Here is a 24,846-nt window from a genome sequence, read left to right on the forward strand (position 1 = left end):
ATCATTATATATTCTCTAATAACTGATCATATATGAAAACATATAAAATACATATATTTCATTATCTCTTCATAGCTTGCCTGTTCTGGACAAGCTGTAGCTCGGACGACGATACGGAGACATTAGACCCGATAATTTACCTGAACACCAAGCAGGGAGATCCTCAGGTGGCCGTGAATATAAACTATAAACGGCTAAAAGAGTCGTCTGATCTGAACTATATATTATTACCTGTAAAAGCTACGGGAAGAGTCAATCAGGAAACAAAAGTTATCCTGGAGACGGATGAATCTTTAGTGAAGAGTTACAACGATGCAAAAGGAACAGAATATGAGATCCTTCCGTCTTCGGCCTATTCGATGGACAAGAATCATATAAGTATCGCTTCAGGAAGTAATATTTCTGCCGATTCTGTACAAATTGTTTTTAATAAGGCATTTATAGAAGAACATTTTACCGGATTTATAAACACGACATTTATACTCCCAATAAAAATATCCTCTGTGCAGACAGGTGATAAAAATGTAAGGGTGAGTACTAACTTCAATGTAGTCTATGCTATTGTAGATTTTTCCCTGACCGGCTTCGTATCAGAAACGGCTGTAAAACCAGGCGCATCTATCGACCGTTCGGCATGGACATCCGAGTCCAGGCACAGTTATGCTTACGGTCCGGCGCAGAATTCATATGACGGAGATCTTTCTACCTCATGGGTTATTCAATCAGGTAATTCATCCCATGGCATATATTATGATATGAGTGAAGTTCATAAGGTGAAAGGTTTCAGTTTGGTTTCTTCATATATTTTATACGGATACTATAATTGTGTATTGGCCGGATTCAGTATTGGAGTAAGTGCCGATGGTGTGAACTGGACCGATTTAGGCAGTGTGGAGCCTGTTATTGAGAATAACGAAAAGGTAGATGCTATTTATCAATTTGCAGAGCCTTTAGAGAGCAGATATGTACGCATTCTTCCGGATAAATTTTCAAACAGTTACAATCTGACCAGTATTGCCGAAGTCTACTTTTATGAATAACAGAAAAGAGTGAAATATGAAAACAAGAATAATACTATTTATAGCCGCTTTGCTGAGTGTTTTGTACTCGTGCAAAGACGCCGATGAATTTCAGAACGTAATTTATTTTACAGGCACTGAAAACAGCCCGGTACTGAAGATGTCTATCGAGGAACCGACGGATTTAGGTATAAGTGTCAGAGCCTCTGCCATAACAAAAAACGATATTAACGTTACTGTGGCTGTAAATGAGGCGCTGGTAGATAAATACAATAAAGAGAACGGAACAAATTATAAGACTTTATCTACGGATATATATGATATCAGCAATACAAACCTTCAAATTAAGGCAGGAAAGTATATCTCGGAGCCGCTGAAATTGTCCATTAAATCATTAAATGAATTTACGGATGAAGATATCTATTGTGTCCCTATGGAAATAAAGAATGTGCAGGGAGGCGACTTCCCTGTTTTAGATGCTTCAAGGATTATATACCTGGTAATAAACAAGACGATTATAACAAAAGCTGCCAATCTGAGCGGAAACTACTTTAAGGTAGACTTCGAGAATAAAGACCTGGGTAAAGGTGATCTGTCGGCAGTGAATGAATTGACTATGGAAGCCAGAATTTATGTGGACAGGTTCCAGACAACGAATCCGTTTATTAGTACCATAATGGGATTGGAGGAAAATTTCCTGCTCAGGATAGGTGATGTTACTATAGATAATAATCAGTTGCAATTAGCAGGAGGAGGATATCCGGTAACATCAGTAAACGGATTGTCCGCAAATGCCTGGACTCATGTGGCTGTAACATATGATGGAAAACTTATAAAACTTTATGTCAACGGAGAACTGGAATCATATGTCGAAGCACCCCGAGGGCCTGTCAATCTCGCTGGTCTGGACGGTGACCGTAAGTTCTATATAGGACAAACTGCTTTGTATGGAAGGTATCTGTACGGAAAAATCAGTGAAGTACGCGTCTGGACAAAAGCTTTGACTAAAGAAGAAATACAGAATGGTATATGTGCTGTATCTCCGGCATCTGAAGGGTTGCTGGCATACTGGAAATTTAACTCGGCAAAGAGTGACACTGAGTTAAATGTTGTGCCTGACCTTACAGGGAACGGTTATCATGCAAAGGGTATAAGAAATGTAAGCTGGGTTGAAGGAGTAAGATGTCCTTAAACAAGCATTAAATCAAAAGGATACATTAATGTTTGGTTTATGGCCGGAAGAGTCTTCTTCCGGCCTTTTTTATTCAGTATCATCCGATATAGGAATAGCAAAAGCCTCTGTAATTTCTGATCACTGACACTATGCTTATTGAGCTAAATACTCTCTCGTTGTTTTTACCGTTGAATAAAAATAATCGAGGGCAGCAAGAAAAGCATATTGGACGTCTTTAGCAGAAACCGTCTGGGCTTGAATTTCTAAATCCTTTGTAGCGCAGGCATCGCTGATAACAATACAGTTAAACCCGAAATCTTTAGCTGCTCTTGTGGTTGCATCGACACACATGTGGGTCATCATGCCACAAATAACCAAATCGGTGATGCCATTAGATATTAAGTAATCCAATAATGGTGTTTCACGAAAGCTATTGGGATAATTCTTGGTAATTACTCTTTCCCCGTCAACAGGAAATACATTTTTATGTATTTCTGCGCCGGCCGTATTAGGTACAAAGAACGTAGAGCCGGGACGCACAGAAAGGTGTTGAATATGAATTACGGGAAGTGAGTCCTTGCGAAATGCTTCTAAAATCTCCTTTGCTTTTAAACTGGCTTCCAGACTTCCGGTCAATGGGTTTGCTCCATATTCGAAGTAATCGTTTTGCATGTCAATGATCAATAGAGCTTTCTTTGTTTCCATATAAGACTTTGTTGTATTATCCTGCTGGCAGAAGGTGTTTACGCAGAAGAATAACATAGTGATTATAAATCCTGTTTTCATATTTCTTATTTGTATGTAAAGATACGATTCATTATTTAACAGTTATGCTTTTCCCTGTTTCTTTTTATCATACATCACTCCTGCCGGCACTTGTTCATCGAACAGTCCGGTCCTTACTTTCCATAAAAAGTGCCCTTTCAAAATCATCTCTGACTTTTGAGGGCACTTTATTTTTATTCAGGTATGATTTCCCTTAATTACCGAGTTGCTTTCGGAGTAGTTCCGGTATCTCCGAGGGTTCTTTGGCCACGCGTACACCTGCAGCTTCCAAAGCGGCGATTTTATCGGCAGCCGTACCTGAGCCGCCTGCTATGATAGCGCCGGCATGTCCCATTTGCTTACCTTGAGGCGCCGCCTGTCCGGCAATGAATCCTACAACCGGTTTCGTTACATGCTTGCGGATATATTCGGCAGCCTGCTCTTCCGCATTTCCGCCTATTTCACCTATCATGACTATTGCATCAGTATCGGGATCGTTTTGCAGCATTTCCAGTAATTCGCGGTAATAAAGGCCTACAACGGGATCACCCCCCATACCTACGGCCGTAGATTGGCCCATGCCGTTTGCCGTAAGATGATATACAACCTCATATGTTAATGTACCGCTTCGGCTGATTACACCTACATTCCCTTTTTTGAAAATCTGTCCGGGCAATATTCCTGCAAGGCATTTGTCTGGTGACATCAGTCCCGGACAATTAGGCCCTATCAGCATAGCCCCTTTCAGTTGAGTATAGCGGTATGCCTTTACTGCGTCCAGTGTTGGAAGCCCCTCGGATATGCAGATAATTAGCCTTATACCTGCATCGGCAGCTTCCATAATTGCATCGGCAGCAAACCGTGCGGGTACGAATATAATGGAAGTATCTGCCTGGGTCTGTTGCACTGCCTCGTATACGGTATTGAATACGGGTACGCCGAGTATTTCGGTACCGCCTTTTCCGGGCGATGTGCCGCCTACCACATTAGTTCCGTATTCTTTCATTTTTTTTGTATGGAAACTGCCGTCGCGTCCGGTGATCCCCTGTACTATCAGTCGTGTGGATTCGTTTATTAGTATGCTCATATTGTTTAGCTATTAGCTTTTTGTTTTCGATTGATATTATTTTTTTAAGTTAAGAGCTATCAGCTACAGGCCAACAGCTAACCTTACAGCTTCTCCCATGGTTTCCGCTACTTTGAATCGTGTCCCTGAAAGCATATCCCGCCCCTGCTTTTCGTTGGTACCTGTAAGGCGGACGATAACGGGAATATCGGTTTCCAACTGTTCGAAAGCGGTGAGCAATCCCGATGCTACATCGTCGCAACGGGTTATACCGCCAAATATATTTATCAATACTACTTTCACTTTCGGATCTTTGAGCAATAGGGTCATGGCATCTATTACCTTATTAGGGTTGGAACTGCCGCCTATATCAAGGAAATTGGCAGGAGTGCCGCCATATAACTTTATCATGTCCATAGTTGCCATAGCAAGGCCTGCGCCATTTACCATACAACCTATTTCACCGTCGAGATGTACATAACTGAATCCTTTCTCCTTGGCATATGCTTCCGTTTTTTCTTCCTCGGTAGGTTCAAAGAGGGCATGTATTTGTGGTTGGCGGTAAAGGGCATTGTCATCGAAGGTCATTTTAGCGTCAATCGCTATAAGATTGCCTTCTTTGGTGAGTACCAGCGGATTTATTTCCGCTAATGAAGCGTCTTTGTCGATAAAGAGTTTGTACAGCTTTTGCAATATTGCTGCCATTTGGTTCACCTGATTTATTTCTTCGAATATGGAGAATGCGAATCGGCGCGCCAGATAATCAGGAACCCCGATAAACGGGTCGATGGCAAATTTGTGTATCTTCTCCGGCGAATGGGATGCTACGTCTTCAATATCCATTCCTCCTTCGGCACTCATCATCAGTATCACCGACTTGGTGTTGCGGTCGATAACGAAGCTCACATAATATTCCGACCCGATGTTGACGGCTTCGCTGACGATAATTTTTGTAACGGGAAATTCTTTGATAGTCATACCCAGAATGTCTGATGCATATCGTTTTACATCTTCCCTGTTTTTTGCCAGTTTTACTCCTCCTGCTTTACCGCGGCCTCCGGTTAGCACCTGTGCCTTTACTACCACACGTTCCATGTTCAACCCGTCGTATGCCACTGCAGCTTCTTCTGCTACATTGCACAGGATATACTTTTCAACGGGAATGCCATAAGACGAGAATAGATTTTTTGCCTGATATTCGTGTATCTTCATAGGTATAAAAAAATTTAAATGTTATAAATTGATACCTTTTCTTAAACAGCTAAATTTACAGGTAAGTTTTTTAATAAAGTGTATTTTATAGATAATTTTAATTTAAGAGGAAATAGATGATGTTTATAAGACGGATACTCTACCACAAGAATTACACTCGCCTGATCCGGAAAAGTAGCAGGAACCGGCGCCTGGTAAGCAAAAAGAGATTTTGACTGCACCGGCAGGATCTCCTGGAAGAAACTAAAACCTGACAAACTTGACACTTTTTACACTTTTTTTATCTGTTGTACTTTTCCTTATAACTTATGATTTCCATAGAAAACTTGACAAAGTTGACACATTTTACATTTTTTCTGTTGTCTCATCGCAAGCAAGAGAGCTTGTTCAATACATCAAAGAACTATCGGCTTATAGCCTGCTATATAGATAAAGTTTTTGATTCTCAATTCGTATTATTCAGAACTTAGTAATAAATATTACACTTAAAAACACTCTCTCTCACTATCTTTAATTTATAAATTAATTAAAAATATCACTACATCTAGTGATTGACTTTTATTAAGGCTTTTACTTAAATTTGCGTATCAACTAAAATACAATCGAAGCACCTTGAAAAAGAAACCGGACATCAAAAATATTATCTTATTAATATTTTTATTTACAGCTACTTACACATATGTAAAAGCAGAGGATATACAGGGAGAGAACGATTCCGTGAAAATGAAATTCACTGCAAACGAAGTGGTCATAGAATCATTTAAGCAGAACAACAACCTCTTTATACAGCCTGTATCCGCTTCATTACTGACAGGCAGGGAGGTGAAGGATTTCAATATCATAAACATAAAGGAAATTACTTCCCTTGTTCCAAACCTGTTTATTCCCGACTATGGTTCCAAAATGACATCGCCTGCATATATCAGGGGAATAGGCTCACACCGCAATGCTCCGTCTGTAGGGCTTTATGTGGATGGCGTACCGTATTTCGACCGTTCCACATTTGATATTAATATCAACGACATCGACCGCATTGAAGTATTGCGGGGGCCACAGGGTACTATCTACGGCCGTAATACGATGGGAGGGATAATCAATGTTTTCACCAAATCGCCATTTAAATACAAGGGTACAAACCTGAATCTGACAGCAGGGAATTATAACAATTATCAAACAAGCTTGTCTCATTACGGCAATGTGGATAACAAAATAGGTTATGCCATATCGGGAAATTACCTGCACTCGGGAGGATATTTCAAGAATACGACAACCGGAAAGAAGGCCGATCCTATAGATGCCGTTTCCACCCGTGCGCGCATCAGCTGGCGTGTGCAGCCCCAATTGCTGATGCATCTGATAATGGCGTATGAATATTCCGATCAGGATGGCTATCCTTACAGGGTACTACATAAAGACACCGGAGAAATAGACGAGGTGAATTACAATGCCCGCAGCTATTACCTCCGGAATATGTCTACAAACGGATTGAACATAGAATATATAACCGACCTGTTTAAACTTAGTTCTCAATCGTCTTTTCAGTTTTATAATGGCAAGCAGGGACTGGATCAGGACTTTACGCCTAAGGATTCCTATTATGTAGATTTTTATCAGCGTCAACAGATGTACTCACAGGAATTTAATATCGGGTCACTGAAAGACGACAGCCGTTATGTATGGCAGTTCGGCCTGTTTGGTTTTCATCAGAGTTATTTCCAGACAAACGATGTCAATAATCTTTTAACAGGAGCACATACAATCCAAAGTGCAAAAAATCCGACCGACGGCTTTGCTGCCTATCACCAGTCTACGATTAACGATATTATAACACCCGGTTTATCCCTTGTGTTGGGCGTTCGTTACGACCGGGAGAAAACTAAATCCACTATGATAGGTACCCCGTTGACAAAGGCTGGCGAATCCATTACCGACAAGACTTCTTTTTCGCAATTAACTCCGAAAGCCGCTATCCAATATACTTTCAAACAAGACGGATTGGCTTACTTTTCAGTAACTAAAGGATATAAGACAGGAGGCTTTAACAATACAGCCGAAAAGGAAGAAGACCTGATATTCAACCCCGAATATAGCTGGAGTTACGAGATTGGTTCACGCTCCGGATTTTTCAACAATCTTTTATTCCTCGACTTGAGTTTGTTCTATATCAACTGGGAAAACCAGCAGATATCACAGACAAAGACCAGTGGAAAAGGCTTTATAATCAAGAATGCAGGCAAATCGGCCAGCAAAGGAGTTGAGCTGTCGGCACAGGTGAACCCTGTGAAAAATCTTAGCTTTCAACTGGTGTATGGTTATACAAACGCAAAGTATAAAGACTATAAGGACTATAATGCCGCTACCGGGGTAACAACTGCATATGATGATAATTACCTGCCGATGGTACCGCAGAATACAGTTTCCATATCGGCGAACTATACATTAGCCATAAACCGGAAATGGCTGGATAATATCGTATTGAACGCTCAGTATATTGGAGCAGGCAAATTATACTGGACCGACAAGAATGATATATCACAGGATTATTATAGCCTGTTCAATGGCAAAATTTCTTTCGTAAAGAAAGATTTTTCCATAGATTTGTGGTCGAAAAATATTGGGGGGGAGAAATATAATTCTTATTACTTCTCCACATCGAGTCAACATTATGTGCAAAGAGGCAGGCCGTTTACCTGCGGAGTAAATATGAACCTGAAATTTTAAACTATCGGGATGAAGCTAAACTATCAAAAAGGGGGACACTTATTTACATTTTTTTGCCTGTATATTGCACAGTCGATCCCGATGAGCTTTTTCTCTACGGTGCTTCCTGTTATTATGCGGCAACAGAATTTCTCCCTGGAGACAATAGGTATGCTTCAGTTGCTCAAACTGCCCTGGATACTCAAATTCCTGTGGTCGCCGATGGTAGACCGCTCAACCTATAAGCTGAACGATTTTAAGCGCTGGATATTCTCATCCGAACTTATCTATGCAAGTATTATCCTTGCCGTTTCGTTCCTCGATTTCAAAACCACCCCTTACCTGATAATAGGCCTTGTCATATTCTCATTCATCGCATCCGCCACACAGGACATAGCAACCGATTCGCTGGCCGTATTGTCATTCAGTAAAAAAGACAAGAGCCTGGCCAACAGCATGCAATCGATGGGCAGCTTTGCCGGGGCAATGGTCGGTGGAGGATTTTTGCTGTTGCTTTACCACAAATTCGGATGGGGCAACCTCCTGCCCTTTCTTGCCCTGTTTGTCATCATAGCGATTATCCCCCTCTTTTTCTTCAAGGGTAACAGGGGACATGAAATCATAAAAGAAAAGCAAGCCGAAAAAGCTACGGCAAATGATATACTGGGATTTTTCAGGCAACGGGGTATATGGAAGCAAATCGTTTTCCTGTTTTTCTATTATGCCGGGTTGATCGGTATTTTGGCCATGTTGAAGCCTATGCTTGTGGACTATGGGTATGATATGAAAGAAATAGGCGTTATGTCGGGTATTGTAGGTACTTCCATCGGATGCCTTGCTTCCTTCGGAGGCGGTTTCGTCGTGCGTAAAATAGGGCGGCACGCCGCACGTCTTATATTTGCCGTATTCACGTTAATTACCACTATATATTTCTGTCTGCTGGTAACTGTACTGCCTGTCAATATAGCGACATTACATTTAGGTATCTCCCTGTTGTGGGGAAGCTACGGCCTGTCTGTCATTGTGGTATATACCACTGCTATGGACTGTGTGCGCAAGGGATACGAAGGCACGGATTTTACTATACAAACGGTTATCACGCACCTTAGCGGCATCATAATGGGCGTCAGTTCGGGTAAGATAGCCGCAATGATTACTTATAAAGGTTTGTTTGTCGTGGAAATGTGTATTGCAGCCATTTCACTTACATTCATACTCTTTGCATTCAAATTAAAAGCGCCGGAGGAAAAAGATGAAACAAGAATTACTGAATAAATACAGCATACCTGTACCACGATATACGAGCTATCCACCTGCAAACTTCTTCAACGAATCGTTTACAGCCGGAAAATTCCGTCAGATCGTTATAGAATCGAATAAGGAAAATCCGCAGCATATTTCTGTGTATATCCATATTCCTTTTTGTTATCATATGTGCTTCTACTGCGGGTGTAACTCACAGTTGCTAAGAGATAACGCTGTTGTCCTGAAATACATAGACGCCCTGAAGAAGGAGATTAAAATGGTACTTCCCCTACTCGACCGCAATCGTAAGATATCGCAGATACATTACGGCGGGGGCACGCCGACATCGCAACCGGTATCTGTACTTAAAGAGCTGAATGAACTGGTATTATCCGAATTCGATTGTATAGAGAATCCCGAGATAGCCATTGAATGCCATCCCGGCTATGCCGATGAAGCGTATTGGAATGAGCTTGTAAATGCCGGATTCAACCGCATCAGCCTCGGAGTACAGGACTTTGACGAGGAGGTATTGAAAGCATCGAACCGTAAAGCACCGGGAATGGCCATGGAAGATGTAGTCCGCATACTCCGCAATAGGAATGTGTCGCTGAATATGGATTTTATCTACGGGCTGCCGCTTCAAACACCTGAATCGTTCGCAAAAACTATAAACAGAGCCATCGCGCTACGCCCCGACAGGATAGTTACTTTCTCCTATGCGCATGTGCCCTGGGTAAACGAATTACAAAAGAATCTGGAAAAGGTGGGTTTACCATCGGTGGAGGTAAAAAGCCAGCTATATGCAACAGCGAAGAAACTGTTGACCGATGCCGGATACAAGACTATCGGCCTCGACCACTTCGTACTTCCTGACGATGAATTATTTGCAGCTCAACAATCGAAAGCGCTGCACCGTAATTTTCAGGGATATTGTACCCGCAGGACTACAGGGCAGGTTTACGCATTCGGCATAACAGGTATCAGCCAGTTGGCAACAGCCTACAGCCAGAATACTAAAGACCTGAATACTTATATCAGGCAAATAAACGAAGGCGTTTTTCCTATTGCAAAAGGCTATATATTGAATGAAGAGGAACAGATTACACGCGAGGTTATTTCTCAACTAATGTGTAATTATACGGTAAATTGGCCGGAGCTATCCAATACATTGGATATTCCTATGGCGAAGATAAAATCTGCTGTTAATTATAACGAAACAGCATTACAGGCATTTGCTGCCGATGGGATTATAGAATATAATGAGGATTATATAAGCATCCTTCCCGATGCTGCTCCTTTTGTCCGCAATGTAGCTGCGTCTTTCGACAAACTGATAGATACAAAAGAGAACAGATATTCTAAATCTATCTGATTCAGCTATAAATCAATATTTCATTTATAAGGAATACGGCGACACATAACATTATCGCAGTAACAAGACATATAGACAATGACCTGACGTTTCGTTTCGCTGTCGATGCTATTGCCCAGATCAGGGTGATAAAAAACAAAGTTCCATAAATAAAATCCCTGACCGGATATTTTACCGTTTCTATATAATAGGATTCCGCAAGCGGTACTTCTCCTGTAGGTAGTTTCGATACCGTTTCGAAAAAAGTGGCATTTCCAAATGAATAAAAGTATGTACACATCATATATCCACTCAGTAATATGGTGAAGATGGATATTATACGGAAACCGACATTGGTATGCTGCTTATAGTTATTATAATTTTCGTTCATGGGATTTATCGTTTTCCTTAAATTAAAAATTTCTTTTTTGCCCTTTGTTATCAACTATATATTGAATACCATTTTCGATATATAAGGCTGAGCTGTTTTCATAATGATCTACATCTATACGAATAACTTTTCCGCCATAATCTTTCGATATGCTGTCTATTGGTGTATGCCCGATCACAATTGACTTACCTTCAAAATACATTAAAATATCGTTTACCTGAGCTTCTGTCGCTTTTTTATACTGTTTATTGTCATCATCTTCAATGAGACCTCGATACCAGAGAATTCCCTCTTGTGTAAGTAATTCCAATGATTCATCTGTCTTAAAATCATTTGTATCTATAGCTCTCGAAACCTCAAAATTAATTTTTTCCATAGTCAGGTTATATTTTAAGACAGATGGGCTTATACCGGCATGAACAAAAATATAATCTCCTATTTTTATAATTGAGCTTTTACTCCTTATCCATTCACCTAGTTTAGTCTGCTTAGAATACATATGCGAAACATTTGTATGTAGACTTTTAAAAATATCCTTATATTTCTGAGCACAATAATTATCATATCCCGATAATAGAAGCTGTTCGTGGTTTCCTAATAGATAATGTACTTCACCACCATTTCTTTTTGCTTCCTTCTCTAAATAGTAAGTCAGCCATAAGCATTGTGTAACATAATTACCTCTGTCTACCAGGTCGCCAATGATAACCAAATGCCCTTTTCCGAATGTCCATTTATATAATGAGTCTATTACATTATTTGCTAGTAGTAAATCATAATATTTCTCGTAATTTCCTTCAATATCCGATACCGCCAATACTTTATCTGGCATAGGAAATATTCCTTTTTTGTGGATATTTACAGATTGAGAATCAATATTAAAAGACAGCGCGGGATATGGAATACCATCAAATTCATATCTGAAAGTTAAATTCTGCAATTCGGAATTCGAAAAATACAACGAATCAAATATACCATCTCGCTTTTGTGTTATGACCATTGCCGAGTCCCCTTTCATAAAGAGATAAGGACCATCGCCACATGATGTAATAGCATGACGGGTATCTGTTACACATGAATTAGTAAATATAATTATTAGTATTAATAAAACAGAAGTTACAAAGTATCTCATAATACCAATCTATAATCAAACCTTATCCTTTTGCCCAAACTTTGTCAAATCCATACCTTTCAAAGCTGCTTCAACTAATTCAGGCAACTTATCCGGTGAGCAGGCAAAACAGGCGATTTCCAGTTTACTGATTTCTTTACCCAGATTTGCATCATAATCGGGACGTCCGCTATCGGATAACGCCAGCAAAGTTATAACTTTTACGCCATCTTCGTGCATTTGCGACAATCTTCGTAGCAATCCCGCACGCACACCGCCTTCATAGAGGTCGGAAATGAGGATAAACATCGTCTTGCGTGGATTGGTTATCAGTTCCTGACAGTAAGCCACCGACTTGTTGATATCTGTACCACCTCCCAATTGTACACCGAAAAGCATATCCACGGGGTCGTTCCGGCAAAGCTCCGTCAGGTCTGTAACCTGTGTATCAAACGCGACCACATGCGTATCCAGTGCGGGCATACTGGCAAAGATAGAACCCATTACTGATGAATAAATAATGGAATCGGCCATCGAACCACTCTGATCTATATCAAGTATTACTGTCCAGTTCTTTTGCTTTTGGCTGCGTTCGAAAAAGTAGAATTTTTCGGGGATAAGACGTTTCGAATTTGTATCATAATTCCTGAGGTTACGGTTTATTGTCCGTTTCCAGTCTGTGGAAGCATAATTGCTGATAGGTGAATGTGCTTTTTTATTCAATGCACCTGTAACAGCACGGCGCAGGTTCTGTTCCATGCGCTTCATTATCTCGTCCACAACTTCTTTTACCAGTTGGCGGGCGGTCTCTTTCGATTTCTCAGGTATCTGCCCTTTCAGGGCCATCAGCGTACTGACCATCGAGATATCCGGCTTTACATTTTTAAGCGTTTCAGGTTCAAATAATAATTTAGTGAGTCCTTTTCGTTCAATGGCGTCCGATTGTATTACACTTACGACGTCCTGCGGGAAGAGTGTACGGACATCGGTAAGCCATTTTGCCAGATTCGGAGCCGATGGGCCAAGCCCGCCTTTCTTGCCTCCTGCCCCATTCTGCGATGTATTCCCGTCATAGATGGCTGCAAGGGCGGCGTCCATCACCGATTGTTGTTCGTTCAGTCCTACATTGTCCAAAGCACGGGTATCGGAGCCGAGTATGAGTCGCCAGCGGGTTGTATTTTTGTTATTTTCTTTTGTCATCTATTATGTTTTAAAACTTCTGTGTCTTTCCATTCCTCACGTACTATCCTCCCTGCATCGACAATATCCCCGGACAAACACGCCTTATCTTCACAAATGGTTATAAAATATAATCCTTCTTGTGAATAATCGTATCCATAAAGGCGAATACTCCGATGGTGAGGATAACGCTGTCTGTTCATATTTTCAGACTCTTAAAAGTCAAAATCAAAATCATTCAATTCGTCCAGTTTCTCTGTTTCTGTCTCTGTCAATTCAGATTGCAATATCTCAGCCGTAGTTTCCGCACCTGTTCCCCAGATGTCGCCCAGCAATTCTGCAATACTGTTTTTCTGATTTGGCTCGAATTCCCCGAATGCACGCCGCAGGAAAACAACCGAGCGGAAAAATTCTTCATCGTCTAACTGTTCAACATACTTATCCAACTCTTTCCAAAGCGAAACACGGGATAACAGTGCATAGCGGTTCCTCCCCGACAGGCCTTCGAACCATCCCGCACCCAAATCGGCAGGGGCACCGGGCGATAGCCGGCGCGAAACCTCCTTGGCACAGTCATCTTCACTTGCAAGATTGTGTTCCAGCAGGATCGAAAACGCTGTACCCGAAAGCCTGGTATTCAAGTCGTCGCGCCAAGCCAGTTTCAGCAATTCTTTCTGCCATGTTTCCACATCGACCGTTTCGTATTGCTGCTGCGATATCAGTTCCATCACATTGATAGCCTGAGCGATTCCTCCGGCAGCCTTGTCGTCACAGGATGAAGCATCTACAAGCAACAGGGATGAACGCAGGAATAACTGTTGTAAAATAGGAATTAACGGCTCAAGGTTAAACTGCCGTAAATCACCATATTGTATCAATATGGATAGTTCGTGCGCAGCATATGCAGTTTCTCTGAAATCGTCCGAGTCGACCAGTAAACGTTGCAATGTGCTTAACGCATTATCGAATATATTTGTCAGATGGCATTCGCAAGCCTGCCGGATAATTTTGGCAGTAAGCGAAACATCCGTACATTCATTCAATTGTTCTTTCAACTGGTAGGCAGCCGCTATTTCGAGCGTTTCACCTTTCAGATTAGCTTCTACTATCTCAATCTCTACCTCAGGTGTCCAACGTAATATCCATTTTTCAGCCCATGTGGCACTATCCTGGGATACGCGTACCTGTTCGGCAAAATGAATGCCCAATGTTCTTAACCGATGTAAAAAGGTAGAACGGTTCAGGTCGATAAAGGCAGCCTCTTTTGTCTTTACTTTCAGGTTTTCGCGGAGGTCAAGAGTAAGTTCCTGCGCTACTGCTGATTTATAGTTTGTCAGTTTCAGGCGTTTCAGTTCCTGATTCATATCTTCCTGTACGGGAGTCTGGCTCACGCCTTCGGGCAAACTACCGATGGCCGTTCCTATATCCACTTTGTTGATAGCTTCGGCAACGGAAGGTAAATCGCCTCCACCAAAGCAGGTAACGACAGCATCATGCAAGTCTTTCAATACTGGCAGTGAACCTCCACGCATCGACGTCAAAGCGTTGGCCAACCGGACCGCTTCAATCACACTTGCTGATGATGCATTATCTCCTTTATCGCGCAAGGCTTTTGCTATTTTAGAGAGGTAAACTGCCGGCAGATCACCCATCCTGTCCTGTTGGACGGCTTTCCACATCAGTTCGAAATAGTATGGAGCACGATTTCCTGCGCCATATCCTGTACGGCTACTTAAGCGAAGATATGAATAAGGCATCAGCGTAATCCGGGAAGCAGCGCGGGGTATATTCTTCAATTCACTGTCCGAGACAGGCGGCAGATCTGAAAGGATGCCCGATACGTGGTATGCGCCGACAATGATAACAATTTCTTCCGGCTTGAAACCTTCTGATACAGCACGTTGTATTTCCCTTCGCATATAAGCCTCACGGATAAGATTATACGAGTAATCGTAAGGCACGCTTTCGTATTCCTTATCCACTACCATATCCCGTATCTGTCCCGATTGGTAACTCAGGCCATCTCTGAATGTACCGGCATTGAGATTATGTTCGAAATTCCTTTCCCAGTAGCTTTCATAGTCATCTTCTTCATAGAGCCCGGCTACTTTATCATAAAGCCCGTTATGGAACATATAGAATTCATCGGCTGCTTCGTTGGCTTCACGGTTCCTTTCCTGCCTTATTTTCAGCATTATATCGGAGGGAAGGTCAATAAACCGCACATCCAGCTTTTTCTTCGCACCCCAGCATATCGCCTGATATTCGGGAGAATAGGAAGCAAATGGGTACAATACGGTTTCGATAGGTAATTCGGTGGTGTATGCTAATATCGCAATAGGTGGTTTCACTTCCTCGTTCGCAACATTATACAGCATATCTGTAGCGTCGGCGGGCCCTTCTATCAGGATACATCTGGGTTTCTTTTCCTCCAGGTATTGTATCAGGTGATAGGAAGCACCGGGTGATAAGTGGCGTACACCGAAAATATTATATTGGTTTGTCATTTATTCTAATTGTAATAATCGTCTGTTTGCCAGTATTTAGAGTTTTCCCAGATGTATTCCGCCATTTTCTGTAATGTTCAGGTATGGCCAACCAGCATTCTCGTGCTATTTTTCCTGCGTCATTCAAAATCATTTCACCGTCAACAATATTTCCAAATAAGCATACCTTATCTTTCGTGCAAATGGTCACAAAATATAATCCCCCTTGTGAATAATCATATTCATAAAGGCGAATACTGCGGCGTTGAGATAGGTTTTGACAGGCCATTCTTTTATCTTTTACTATGAGCAGCAGGGACAATAAAAGCCATTATCCGTTCATATCGCTACATGTATTGTACAATCCACGCCACGATGCCCCCCGTTTTTTCATTACGTTCTCCAGGTATTCTTTCCACACCAGCTTGTCTTTATCTTCGTCTTTTACAACAGCTCCCTGTAATCCTGCAGCCAAATCTTCATCGGTAATAGTCCCATTGCCGAAACTGGCTGCAAGAGCCATGCTGTTTGTAATAAGGGATATGGCTTCCGCAGTCGAAATTACACCACTCGGCGATTTTAGTTTTTGTTTTTCATCGAGTGTAAGTCCCTGACGAAGTTCTCGGAAGATAGTAACTATCTTTTCGATGGATTCGTTTGTAGGCAGACTAGCTTTCAGGCGGTAATTACCGGAAATTTCAGCCACACGTCTGGTTACAATCGATACTTCCGTTTCCAGATTGGCCGGAGCAGGCAATACGATGATATTAAAACGGCGTTTCAGCGCCGAAGACATATCATTAACACCCCTGTCGCGTGTATTCGCCGTTGCGATAATGGAGAAACCACGCTGCGCGGGAAGTTCCCTGCCCAGTTCGGGTATGGCGATTGTCTTTTCCGACATTATGGAAATCAATGCGTCCTGAACTTCAGACGCACAACGCGATATTTCTTCGAAGCGGGCGACACTACCCGTTTCCATTGCACGGTATATCGGACTTTTTATCAGTGCTTCATTAGAAGGGCCATTAGCCAGAAGCATGGCATAATTCCACGAATAGCGGATAGCTTCCTCACTTGTCCCGGCTGTACCTTGTATTACCTTAGCCGAATCGCCGCAAATAGCAGCCGTAAGATTCTCCGACAACCATGATTTTGCTGTTCCCGGTTCCCCGATAAGCAGCAGCGAACGGTCGGTAAGTAGTGTAGCGATGGCAATCTCTACAAGCCGGTTGTGACCTATATATTTTGGTGTAATGTCTATGCCGTTGGCTTTGCCTCCTACTACGAATTTCAATACTGCCTTTGGCGAGAGTTGCCATCCAATTGGCTTTTCTTCTTTTTTATCTTCTTCTTTCAGCACTTCCAGTTCATGCGCATATAATGACTCGGCGGGTAACCGGAGTACGTCTTGTTTCTTTTCTGACATAAGTATATGTAGTTATAAATTATAAGTTATGAATTTTTATAGGAAGATTCTATTTCGTCTGCTATATCTTTATACACCTGTAGGGGATTTTTCTTATACAATTCCTCGTATTTAGCTGCATATTCTTTTGGGAATTGTTTCCATAATCCTATGTTCTTGAGCCAGTTTAAGCCATAAAAATAAGTTTTGGAAGCATATTTCGACATAGCGGAATAGACAACTTCGAAACAGTTTTCAATTTTCCTGTCTATTATAAGCATGAACAAGGTCGCCTGTTCGTTTGGCATTGTCCATCCGGTTAACCTCACCAATAACTCATCGAACTTCTTTTTATCGGATTCGCAGGCATCCAAAAGGCGAAGAGCACGATCATGGTCATATCTCCATTTATATTTTTCACCTTTAAAGATATCGTACAATAAGTCCAACCAGCGCTTGTCTATTTTATCTGCAAATATTTCTCTTTTGGATTGATTGCCATAATGGTAATTATTATTGTTGGAATATGCCGTATGCAGGTGATCGATACTTATAGTATTCCTTTTGAACTGATCACTAAATACATCGAATACCTTCTCTTTGGGATAATTTGCGTCTATGGCTGCATAGAAATAATTCCACCATAGCGGACGTTTCCAGTTGGTTTTAGGAATATCATCTATGTTTGATTCGTAAAACTTTATTATCCGCGCTTTTGAGAACGATTTAAGTCCATCCGTTATGCTGACGGTTATGTCGGATGCTAAATTTTCAAGCAGGTTCTTCTTTGCTGAAATCAAATTGTTATATTCTTCATTTCTCAATACTTTCGCATAGAAGTCGATAACCTCGTTATTATCTTTATTTGCCAATGTTGCAAGGTTATATTTGAATTGTTCCAATTTATTAACCAAGACCTTTTCCTTTTCATCCTTTTCTAATGTTATGAACTCTTCGAAGGTTTTGACCACCTGATTAAAAACTTCTTGAAAAAAAAATGGAAGCTTCGAAGAAGCTAATGCTGTAACTATTGCCGGGAGATTTGTCCTGTTTTTGTTATTTATATATACATCTTTCAGCTTTTCGAAACTGGTAGGTGTTCCCAGTTCTACAAGCCCCATGTAGGCGGCTTCACGAACCAGTTTGTTCTTATCGTCAGCCAGTTTTATTATCAGTTCTTCATTCTTAGTATCGGCGCTTAATATGTGAATTGCTTCCGCCTGAAGAGCCGGCAGGGGGCCCGATAATATCTTGTCTACCATTTCCGGCAATTGCGGATAATTAAATTTATTCAGCAGGCGCAGCCGTCTTACATTTTCCGTTTTATCCTCATATTTAAAGTTCTGAATCAGGAATGGCACAATCGGCTTACCAACCTCCGGTATAATCGTTTTTTCCACATAGTCACATAATTCGGCATATTTATCAGCCAAAGCTAAATCAAGGTACTGATAGGTGCGTGAGTCGCTGAATACATTCCGCTCCAGTGCATCTTTCAATATTTCCAACCGGCCTGAATTGCTGGTTGTCAGGGCCTGCATCACAGGTTTCAGTTGCAGGTATGAGTATTCGGTGTTCACTTCATTCAAAGGGATATTGGGTATCTGCAAAGCTTCTTTGGCTCCGGATTCTGCCGGTTCACCCTGAGTATATAGGACAGAATAAAGCAAAGTGGATATAGCCATCAGTTTTTCAGGTGATTGCTGTACTTCGGTATTAACCAGATCTTCTATATCTTTTGCCAATTTACTGAAAACAGGGGCTTTCTCTCCTAATTTTTGGAATACCGGAATATGTTTTTGCAAGCGAGGATCGCCTTTGGCGAATTTACTTCCGGCTATAAACAGGCGGTTTATTTCTTGTTGAAGGTCGTATAATGGTTGTAGTCTCATTGTAAAATAATTTCAAGATTGTTAATATAGTAACCTTATTATCTTTTCGGGAGTGATAAGTGACATTGGCTGAGCAGATAACAATCCCGTTTGCATATCATTATTCATCATCACCGTAAGGGCTAAGCCTTCAGGAGCAGATGGCAGGATTGCTTTCAGATTGGTTGCAGAAGAAACATTCTGTTCTTCGATATCTTTCAATGTCAGTTTATTTCCCAGCTGATCTTCCACCACAAGGTTATCGCCGCACAGATATGCTTTATGCAATGAAATCAATACGACCGGATGTTTATCCATCAGCGGATTCTTAATTGTATTCTTTATGGTCTTTATAGTATCAGCGTAATTTCGGGAAGCAAAAGCAAGTATAGCAGCTAAATCTTTAGCTGTTAACTTACGTCCTTTCACGGCTTCGGTTTCCCAGCGCACGCGTGGGTTCTGGTCGCCCGGATAGATGTACATTTCTTTAAGTTGCAGCACGTCAAAAGAACTGTTATCCTCCTTTATATACTTGGCAGCACGGTAGGGGCGGTAATTTTTCGTTTTATATATCCTGCCTGTTCTCATATTTAACCAAAGTCCTTCATCCACATATTCTTTGCGAGCCTGATTATCATAGCTATTGAAAGAAAGTTGAATGAGTTCTCCGTTTTCTTCATACAGGCCATATTGCATAAGTTCTATCAATTTCCAGACATATCCTATTTGCTCTTCGATGGCAGAGTCCAGTTCAGGATCACCTTCCGGGTCTACCTTGCGCCTGTTCAGATATTCTGTACTTTTTTTCAACAGAGCAGAGATGAAATTGATCTGGTCTATAACGTGTGTGTATTCTTCGTTTTCCACTTCCCCCAGTTCCAATAAGAGATTGTTGAAAGCGGTTTGTATGCCGCCAATATAGTAGTTCCCCAATTCCTTTACCTGTGCCTGCAAAGTCCTCGATATTTTTGCATCAATAGATGAAAGTCCTGTCTGTACAATATCTTTCAGTATCTTTCCGGCTATATCTATACCTGTAAGCTGGGCGTCTGTTTTTTTTAAGTAAGACAGCTCTATTAACTTTTTTGGGTTTCTCCGCCTTCTCTTTTATAGATTCTTTTTCCTGCTCTTTTTTCTCCTGCTTTTTCTCTATTTTTTCCCGTTTAGATATTATATCATCGGGAATATCCGCTATGGAGAAGGCTCCGTTATTGGCTTCGTAAGCATAAAGTAATCCTATGGCATGTTTGCAGGGAAATTGTCTGCTGGGGCAGTTGCATCTGAAAACAGGATTGCTCACCTCAATATAATCTGCAGAGCAATAGTACGGATTTTTGCCGCTTCCGGCACATTCGCCCCATATAAGATTTTTTTCGGATGAGATTCTGAGATTTGCAAATTTATTTTTTTTCACCAGATCACGGCCATTTTTAGCCGCATCGGCATTAGGTGCCAATTCTTCGATTTTTTTCTGCGTAATTTCCATCATATTTAGTGTCCAGTTTATACTTATGTGTAGCTGAATACAAATTTATAAGATTATTTGAGGAATAGTCCAATTGCAATAAACTATTTAAAGATGTGCACAAAGTCATATAATTATCTTTATCTCAATAAAAAAGCCGCTATATAGCGGCTCTCCATCTTTATATTTCACTTTTTTTAAGGGTTTCTTATTCTTTGATAAAGTCGGCTATACGCTTTATAACCTCTGGTATAACAGGCTTGTCAGGATTTGTATATGAATCTTTTATCTGAGTTTGCTGATCTGTAGTTTCACTGTTTTTCATTACATGATCCATCTTATCGATAATTACTTTCCTGGCTTTTTTGTTTGCCTCGGCCAGCAGTTCGGCCTGCTTTACTGTTACCTGAATGTCGGTTGTCCCTTGCAGTATTAGAACCGGAATCTCTAATCCCGAAATTTCTGCCTGCGGATTGTACTTAAACCAGGAGATCATATAAGGTTGTACACTTGGGCGGAACAACATATTGAGCGAGGCGGGAACATCTGCGATGATTTCGCCTTTATCTAATTTATCGATATATGAAAATATCATATCCTTTACTACCTGTGGCTGCGCAACCATTTGTTTACTCAACTGCTCCTTCAATATATTTGCTGCCGGCTCCCCTACCCCTGCAACAGATATATATTTGGAGGCTTTCTTATTATTTCGCGCTGCAATCATACCTAGCAGCGAACCTTCACTGTGCCCGATAATGACAATGTCCGAAAAGCGTTTATCTTTTGCCAGATAATCGATCCAGTCCTGTACGTCTTTAATATAGTCGTCGAAACGCAGGTCTGATTCATTTTGCCCGGCATCCTTACTTTCCGCAATACCACGTTTATCGAAACAAAGCGTAGCTATGTTGTTATAATATAATCCATCGGATAACATTTTCAGTGAATTATTCTTCATTTGGGGCTGATTGCCGTTTCGGTCTGTCGGGCCGGAACCGGCAATAATCAGGGCTACCGGGATTGGTCTATTATTCACAGGAACTTTTAATGTTCCATAAATATCTCCTGTACCCGTTTTTAAGATTGCGGGTTCCTCAGTAACCAGTAACTGTGCTGATATTGAAACAGATAACATGCAGAATAACAATGAAATATATACTTTCTTCATGATATTATGGCGTTTATAAAATAATATACAGAACTATTTTGGAAAGGATTTCCGCAACAATCAATGCAATTGCAAATGATATTCCCCCTACTATCCCCTTTATATTGGCCGATACCGTATAGGCATTATATTTGAGAATAACAGACCAAATGGCAAATAATATTGCGGTTAATCCGGCTACGGTCATCATTACTGCATTTTCTCTAAGTATAGCCATCATTTTGCCTATGTTTGTTGTATTAATATCGCCTATGCAGATATGAAAAGAAGAAACAAAACCTAATAACGCAGCAAATATCAACGGAGCCTGCGATAATGCCATTGTTCCGGCAATATCTATAAACCGTATGGATGATTTGGTGACAATGCGCGCTGTAATATAAAATACCAATGTTGATAAGCACCATCCTACCAATTGGTATAGAACATGATTGATATATGGCGTTAGTATGGCCGGGCATCCATAATGAATATCTAGTACTCCGTCGAAATGGGTATTGCTCAGATATCCCAGTACGGATAAAAGCGTCATGACTGCAAGGCCAATAATCAGGGCCTTTAGCCCTGCTATGAATTTAAAAGGTTTGAATATCCATGTACTGATCGATTTGTTATTTTTCATAGTTTTTTATTTTTTCAATTATATCATCTAGTAAATTTCTCACCGTAGGATAGCTTAAGCCCAAGTCTTTGGCCATATCCTTAAGGCTTCCGCTATTCTTTACAAACTTGAGGATAAACCCTTGTTCATCAAAAGGCAATCGCGCCAATACCGGGAGTGCGTATAATCCGTGCACTTCTGTACCACAATTTTCGCACAGTAAACTTTTTACTTTCAGTTGAGCCTGACAGCTCGGGCAATTACAAGGTAACATATTATCATTGTTTTTTTTTACAAAACTAAATATTATTTTAATAATATCAAATATAATATAAATAATATTCAATTTTTTTAAATAAAAATTTACTCATCTCACGTTTTTATTAATTGTATAATCGCTATTATTAAATTTTTATCTTTTGGAAACCATTGCCCTTTTACTATTGTTTCTACTGTAATTGGAAGGATGCATTGCTTATTGGCTGGTCGGGCATGCGGGGCATTGTGTCGCTACGGCGATTGTCCTGCCTGTAGCATTGGGTTGGAACTATTTTTCCCCAGTGCAATAGCATTATATTTCTTATCGTATTACTTCTTGTATTGATGTTACGGGTTTTCCATTGCTAATTAAATGGCTCAAAACAGAAAGCAGTGAGGAGAATACCTAATAAAAGGCCGGATCTGTTTCCCCCAAATAAAAAAGACTCCGGTAACATCCGGAGTCTTTTTTCATATAATAAGAGTTATCATTCATTTATCAGTGTGAACAACTCTTCAGCAGCTTCACGCGGACCGTCTTTTGTCTTACCATCGATAGCAAGAGATGTATGTATCTCTCCTATCTTTACTCCGGCGGCCTTCATATCTTTAAAGTAAGCACGGACTAAGACCTCTGTTTCTTTGCGTTCCTGAACAGGACCGAACGGATTTGCAAAATATGATTTCACCAGCCCTTTTTCGGTTGTAGTTCCTTTTGCTTTGCGGGCACCATCTTCAAATACCTGAATGGCATGGTCCAGATTGTCATAAATGAGGATTTTCTTATCCGCCTCATTGTAGTTATTTGCATAAAGGAAATAATCTATCGGATAGCCTTTGGATATAATCTCGTAGGTGGAGATCGGTATTGTAACACGGGCATTTACTTTGTCCATATTGGTATATACCCCTTTATCCAATTGCTCGAAGGCATAAGCCGGGTCAAGGTCGTCTACACGGACAAATGCTCCGATCTCGGTTCCGTATGCTTTGATAGTACCGTCTTTCTCTTTTTTCAGATACCCCATATCATCGAAGATTACACGCATGTGCCGAATGTAATTTTCGTTCAGGGTACGGAATGCTTCGAGGCTTTCCGATTTTCCGGCCCCGCTGTCTCCCATAATGATAATGTTGGATTCTTTACCGTTGCGAAGCACAATGTTTACCATTGCTCCGTGAATAGGCAGGCTCCCTGTGTCTATCTGCTTTACATTATGCAATGTAAGAAGCATTTTCTTCATGTAGCCGAAATAATCGATATCGTCGCAATAATTAGCGTAGCCGATAAGAATATCATTCTTTTTATCTTTATAATAGAATGTACGTTTTTCTTCATATCCGTCAGGATATCCGAATACATATATCATGTCCGGTTTCTTTCCGATATATTCGGTTTCTGTCGCCAGTTCAAACAGATTTGCCAGTCCAATGCCATGAACCATAAAATCCTTATGAAAATAAACAAAGGTAAGCATATTACCTACCTTAGCCGGAAAGACAAACCAATCATCTTCATTAAGCACAACATTTACCAGTGGATTTTGCTGGTGCTCCTGGAATATTCCGTCACGCGTATTCCTTTTTGTGTATGATATATATGGCGGCTGGAAAACAACTGTACTGATAAATGGAATAGATGTAAGTCCTTTGTATTCTACCGGACAATTCCAGTTTACATCATTCAGGGTAAGTCCGGCATTAGCTCCGGCTACAGACTGGCGATAAACACGTGTTTCGTGCCCGTTGACTGTTGTCTGTATCCTGCGGCCTGTTGATAACACAAGGTCATTAAACATATCATTGGCCTGGATAAAACGTACATTCTGTAAGCCTTCCCCTACCCGCGAATTTCTTACGATAGTATAGCGCTCGAGCCGCTTCCAGTAAGCGAAAAGCAATTCGGTAACCTCTATAAACAGGTGTTTATCTTCAAAGAATTTCGAATATTTATTATCGACTGCTATTACTTCATCTATTTCAAATACTGTCAGTAATTTAAAGACTTCTATGAGGGAATCGACCGTTTCGTCTTCATTGCCGAAGTGAGAGGTATAATAGTCGTAAATGACTCCCTCGTCTTTCTTCAAAACCTGTTTAATAAAAGATTCGACAACACGTCTGAATCCGTAACTATTAAGCAGCTTTTGCTTCGTATCGCAATATTTGAGCGTAAAGTTAATCATTGCTCTTCCTCTCGAAAGCGTAAATTCGTGTAACATAATGTTTTATATATGGTTAAATAAATACAAAAAGATTAATTTCCTTAGAACTATCTAAGCAAAGATAACAGTTTTATTTAACTTTTCGGTTATTTTGACACGTTATAAATAAGACGTGTATGTTAAATATTCTTTTAGAGCCATATAA

General features: G+C 40.8%; 22 protein-coding genes. 5 read left to right on the forward strand and 17 right to left on the reverse strand.

Features of this window, described 5'->3' with window-relative positions; all coding sequences use genetic code 11:
• Positions 1–32: 32 nt before the first annotated feature.
• Positions 33–1,040: a BT_3987 domain-containing protein gene (locus ACYQ3L_RS15985; protein WP_380001231.1), complete on the forward strand. Its 1,008-nt coding sequence runs from the start codon at positions 33–35 to the stop codon at positions 1,038–1,040.
• A gap of 16 nt (positions 1,041–1,056) precedes the next feature.
• The gene (locus tag ACYQ3L_RS15990) at positions 1,057–2,211 is read left to right on the forward strand and encodes a DUF1735 and LamG domain-containing protein (RefSeq protein ID WP_380001229.1); all 1,155 of its coding nucleotides are present in this window, start codon (positions 1,057–1,059) and stop codon (positions 2,209–2,211) included.
• Positions 2,212–2,346: 135 nt separating this feature from the next.
• Here ACYQ3L_RS15990 and ACYQ3L_RS15995 read toward each other — a convergent pair whose 3' ends face one another.
• The 3 genes from ACYQ3L_RS15995 to sucC all read right to left on the reverse strand — a co-directional run bounded on the left by ACYQ3L_RS15995 (position 2,347) and on the right by sucC (position 5,236).
• Positions 2,347–2,898, reverse strand: a complete 552-nt coding sequence (locus ACYQ3L_RS15995; protein ID WP_380001227.1) for a cysteine hydrolase family protein — start codon at positions 2,896–2,898, stop codon at positions 2,347–2,349.
• 274 nt (positions 2,899–3,172) lie between these two features.
• Entirely contained in the window at positions 3,173–4,045 is an 873-nt protein-coding gene (gene sucD, locus ACYQ3L_RS16000; protein WP_380001225.1) for a succinate--CoA ligase subunit alpha, read from the reverse strand.
• 63 nt (positions 4,046–4,108) lie between these two features.
• On the reverse strand, positions 4,109–5,236 hold the full coding sequence (gene sucC / locus ACYQ3L_RS16005; protein ID WP_380001223.1) for an ADP-forming succinate--CoA ligase subunit beta: 1,128 nt from the start codon (positions 5,234–5,236) through the stop codon (positions 4,109–4,111).
• Between the two features lie 612 nt (positions 5,237–5,848).
• Between sucC and ACYQ3L_RS16010 the strand changes: the two genes are divergently transcribed.
• Genes ACYQ3L_RS16010 through hemN form a run of 3 tightly spaced genes read left to right on the forward strand, consistent with a single transcriptional unit; the run spans position 5,849 to position 10,556 of the window.
• Complete coding sequence (locus tag ACYQ3L_RS16010; RefSeq protein WP_380001221.1) at positions 5,849–7,957, forward strand: TonB-dependent receptor; 2,109 nt, start codon at positions 5,849–5,851, stop codon at positions 7,955–7,957.
• Positions 7,958–7,966: 9 nt separating this feature from the next.
• Positions 7,967–9,211, forward strand: a complete 1,245-nt coding sequence (locus ACYQ3L_RS16015) for an MFS transporter (protein WP_380001219.1) — start codon at positions 7,967–7,969, stop codon at positions 9,209–9,211.
• Entirely contained in the window at positions 9,189–10,556 is a 1,368-nt protein-coding gene (hemN, locus tag ACYQ3L_RS16020; protein ID WP_380001217.1) for an oxygen-independent coproporphyrinogen III oxidase, read from the forward strand. Before ACYQ3L_RS16015 ends, hemN begins: the two co-directional genes overlap by 23 nt.
• Position 10,557: 1 nt before the next feature.
• Here the strand turns inward: hemN and ACYQ3L_RS16025 are convergent, their stop codons facing one another.
• The 14 genes from ACYQ3L_RS16025 to ACYQ3L_RS16090 form a co-directional block, all read right to left on the reverse strand.
• Entirely contained in the window at positions 10,558–10,926 is a 369-nt protein-coding gene (locus ACYQ3L_RS16025) for a hypothetical protein (RefSeq protein ID WP_006798208.1), read from the reverse strand.
• Positions 10,927–10,948: 22 nt separating this feature from the next.
• Positions 10,949–12,058 carry a metallophosphoesterase gene (locus ACYQ3L_RS16030; RefSeq protein WP_194224535.1) on the reverse strand — a complete coding sequence of 370 codons (1,110 nt, stop codon included), beginning with the start codon at positions 12,056–12,058 and terminating at the stop codon, positions 10,949–10,951.
• 15 nt (positions 12,059–12,073) lie between these two features.
• Positions 12,074–13,237: a VWA domain-containing protein gene (locus ACYQ3L_RS16035; RefSeq protein WP_380001215.1), complete on the reverse strand. Its 1,164-nt coding sequence runs from the start codon at positions 13,235–13,237 to the stop codon at positions 12,074–12,076.
• Positions 13,234–13,419, reverse strand: a complete 186-nt coding sequence (locus tag ACYQ3L_RS16040; RefSeq protein WP_380001213.1) for a hypothetical protein — start codon at positions 13,417–13,419, stop codon at positions 13,234–13,236. Before ACYQ3L_RS16040 ends, ACYQ3L_RS16035 begins: the two co-directional genes overlap by 4 nt.
• A gap of 12 nt (positions 13,420–13,431) precedes the next feature.
• On the reverse strand, positions 13,432–15,723 hold the full coding sequence (locus ACYQ3L_RS16045; RefSeq protein ID WP_380001211.1) for a DUF5682 family protein: 2,292 nt from the start codon (positions 15,721–15,723) through the stop codon (positions 13,432–13,434).
• Positions 15,707–15,991: a hypothetical protein gene (locus tag ACYQ3L_RS16050; RefSeq protein ID WP_380001209.1), complete on the reverse strand. Its 285-nt coding sequence runs from the start codon at positions 15,989–15,991 to the stop codon at positions 15,707–15,709. Before ACYQ3L_RS16050 ends, ACYQ3L_RS16045 begins: the two co-directional genes overlap by 17 nt.
• A 42-nt stretch (positions 15,992–16,033) precedes the next feature.
• A complete protein-coding gene (locus ACYQ3L_RS16055; RefSeq protein ID WP_380001207.1) occupies positions 16,034–17,131 on the reverse strand; it encodes an ATP-binding protein in 1,098 nt (365 codons plus the stop codon).
• A 26-nt stretch (positions 17,132–17,157) separates the two neighbouring features.
• Positions 17,158–19,002: a HEAT repeat domain-containing protein gene (locus ACYQ3L_RS16060; RefSeq protein WP_380001205.1), complete on the reverse strand. Its 1,845-nt coding sequence runs from the start codon at positions 19,000–19,002 to the stop codon at positions 17,158–17,160.
• Between the two features lie 21 nt (positions 19,003–19,023).
• Complete coding sequence (locus ACYQ3L_RS16065; RefSeq protein ID WP_380001203.1) at positions 19,024–19,935, reverse strand: hypothetical protein; 912 nt, start codon at positions 19,933–19,935, stop codon at positions 19,024–19,026.
• 19 nt (positions 19,936–19,954) lie between these two features.
• Positions 19,955–20,470, reverse strand: coding sequence for an SWIM zinc finger family protein (locus ACYQ3L_RS16070; protein WP_380001201.1), 516 nt, complete (start codon positions 20,468–20,470; stop codon positions 19,955–19,957).
• Between the two features lie 184 nt (positions 20,471–20,654).
• Complete coding sequence (locus ACYQ3L_RS16075; RefSeq protein WP_380001199.1) at positions 20,655–21,617, reverse strand: alpha/beta hydrolase family protein; 963 nt, start codon at positions 21,615–21,617, stop codon at positions 20,655–20,657.
• 13 nt (positions 21,618–21,630) lie between these two features.
• Entirely contained in the window at positions 21,631–22,239 is a 609-nt protein-coding gene (locus tag ACYQ3L_RS16080; RefSeq protein WP_380001197.1) for a hypothetical protein, read from the reverse strand.
• Positions 22,229–22,492 carry a DUF2089 family protein gene (locus ACYQ3L_RS16085; protein ID WP_380001419.1) on the reverse strand — a complete coding sequence of 88 codons (264 nt, stop codon included), beginning with the start codon at positions 22,490–22,492 and terminating at the stop codon, positions 22,229–22,231. Before ACYQ3L_RS16085 ends, ACYQ3L_RS16080 begins: the two co-directional genes overlap by 11 nt.
• Before the next feature lie 472 nt (positions 22,493–22,964).
• Positions 22,965–24,698 carry a phosphoenolpyruvate carboxykinase gene (locus tag ACYQ3L_RS16090; RefSeq protein WP_380001195.1) on the reverse strand — a complete coding sequence of 578 codons (1,734 nt, stop codon included), beginning with the start codon at positions 24,696–24,698 and terminating at the stop codon, positions 22,965–22,967.
• Positions 24,699–24,846: the final 148 nt, after the last annotated feature.

It is taken from the genome of Dysgonomonas termitidis (genome assembly GCF_054657735.1).

Excerpts from the sequence above, each read along its gene's own strand:
- ACYQ3L_RS15985 (WP_380001231.1), top strand. The coding sequence starts at position 33 with ATGAAAACATATAAAATACATATATTTCATTATCTCTTCATAGCTTGC.
- ACYQ3L_RS15990 (WP_380001229.1), top strand. The coding sequence starts at position 1,057 with ATGAAAACAAGAATAATACTATTTATAGCCGCTTTGCTGAGTGTTTTG.
- ACYQ3L_RS15995 (WP_380001227.1), bottom strand. The coding sequence starts at position 2,898 with ATGGAAACAAAGAAAGCTCTATTGATCATTGACATGCAAAACGATTAC.
- sucD (WP_380001225.1), bottom strand. The coding sequence starts at position 4,045 with ATGAGCATACTAATAAACGAATCCACACGACTGATAGTACAGGGGATC.
- sucC (WP_380001223.1), bottom strand. The coding sequence starts at position 5,236 with ATGAAGATACACGAATATCAGGCAAAAAATCTATTCTCGTCTTATGGC.
- ACYQ3L_RS16015 (WP_380001219.1), top strand. The coding sequence starts at position 7,967 with ATGAAGCTAAACTATCAAAAAGGGGGACACTTATTTACATTTTTTTGC.
- hemN (WP_380001217.1), top strand. The coding sequence starts at position 9,189 with ATGAAACAAGAATTACTGAATAAATACAGCATACCTGTACCACGATAT.
- ACYQ3L_RS16025 (WP_006798208.1), bottom strand. The coding sequence starts at position 10,926 with ATGAACGAAAATTATAATAACTATAAGCAGCATACCAATGTCGGTTTC.
- ACYQ3L_RS16030 (WP_194224535.1), bottom strand. The coding sequence starts at position 12,058 with ATGAGATACTTTGTAACTTCTGTTTTATTAATACTAATAATTATATTT.
- ACYQ3L_RS16035 (WP_380001215.1), bottom strand. The coding sequence starts at position 13,237 with ATGACAAAAGAAAATAACAAAAATACAACCCGCTGGCGACTCATACTC.
- ACYQ3L_RS16040 (WP_380001213.1), bottom strand. The coding sequence starts at position 13,419 with ATGAACAGACAGCGTTATCCTCACCATCGGAGTATTCGCCTTTATGGA.
- ACYQ3L_RS16045 (WP_380001211.1), bottom strand. The coding sequence starts at position 15,723 with ATGACAAACCAATATAATATTTTCGGTGTACGCCACTTATCACCCGGT.
- ACYQ3L_RS16050 (WP_380001209.1), bottom strand. The coding sequence starts at position 15,991 with ATGGCCTGTCAAAACCTATCTCAACGCCGCAGTATTCGCCTTTATGAA.
- ACYQ3L_RS16055 (WP_380001207.1), bottom strand. The coding sequence starts at position 17,131 with ATGTCAGAAAAGAAACAAGACGTACTCCGGTTACCCGCCGAGTCATTA.
- ACYQ3L_RS16060 (WP_380001205.1), bottom strand. The coding sequence starts at position 19,002 with ATGAGACTACAACCATTATACGACCTTCAACAAGAAATAAACCGCCTG.
- ACYQ3L_RS16070 (WP_380001201.1), bottom strand. The coding sequence starts at position 20,470 with ATGATGGAAATTACGCAGAAAAAAATCGAAGAATTGGCACCTAATGCC.
- ACYQ3L_RS16075 (WP_380001199.1), bottom strand. The coding sequence starts at position 21,617 with ATGAAGAAAGTATATATTTCATTGTTATTCTGCATGTTATCTGTTTCA.
- ACYQ3L_RS16080 (WP_380001197.1), bottom strand. The coding sequence starts at position 22,239 with ATGAAAAATAACAAATCGATCAGTACATGGATATTCAAACCTTTTAAA.
- ACYQ3L_RS16085 (WP_380001419.1), bottom strand. The coding sequence starts at position 22,492 with ATGTTACCTTGTAATTGCCCGAGCTGTCAGGCTCAACTGAAAGTAAAA.
- ACYQ3L_RS16090 (WP_380001195.1), bottom strand. The coding sequence starts at position 24,698 with ATGTTACACGAATTTACGCTTTCGAGAGGAAGAGCAATGATTAACTTT.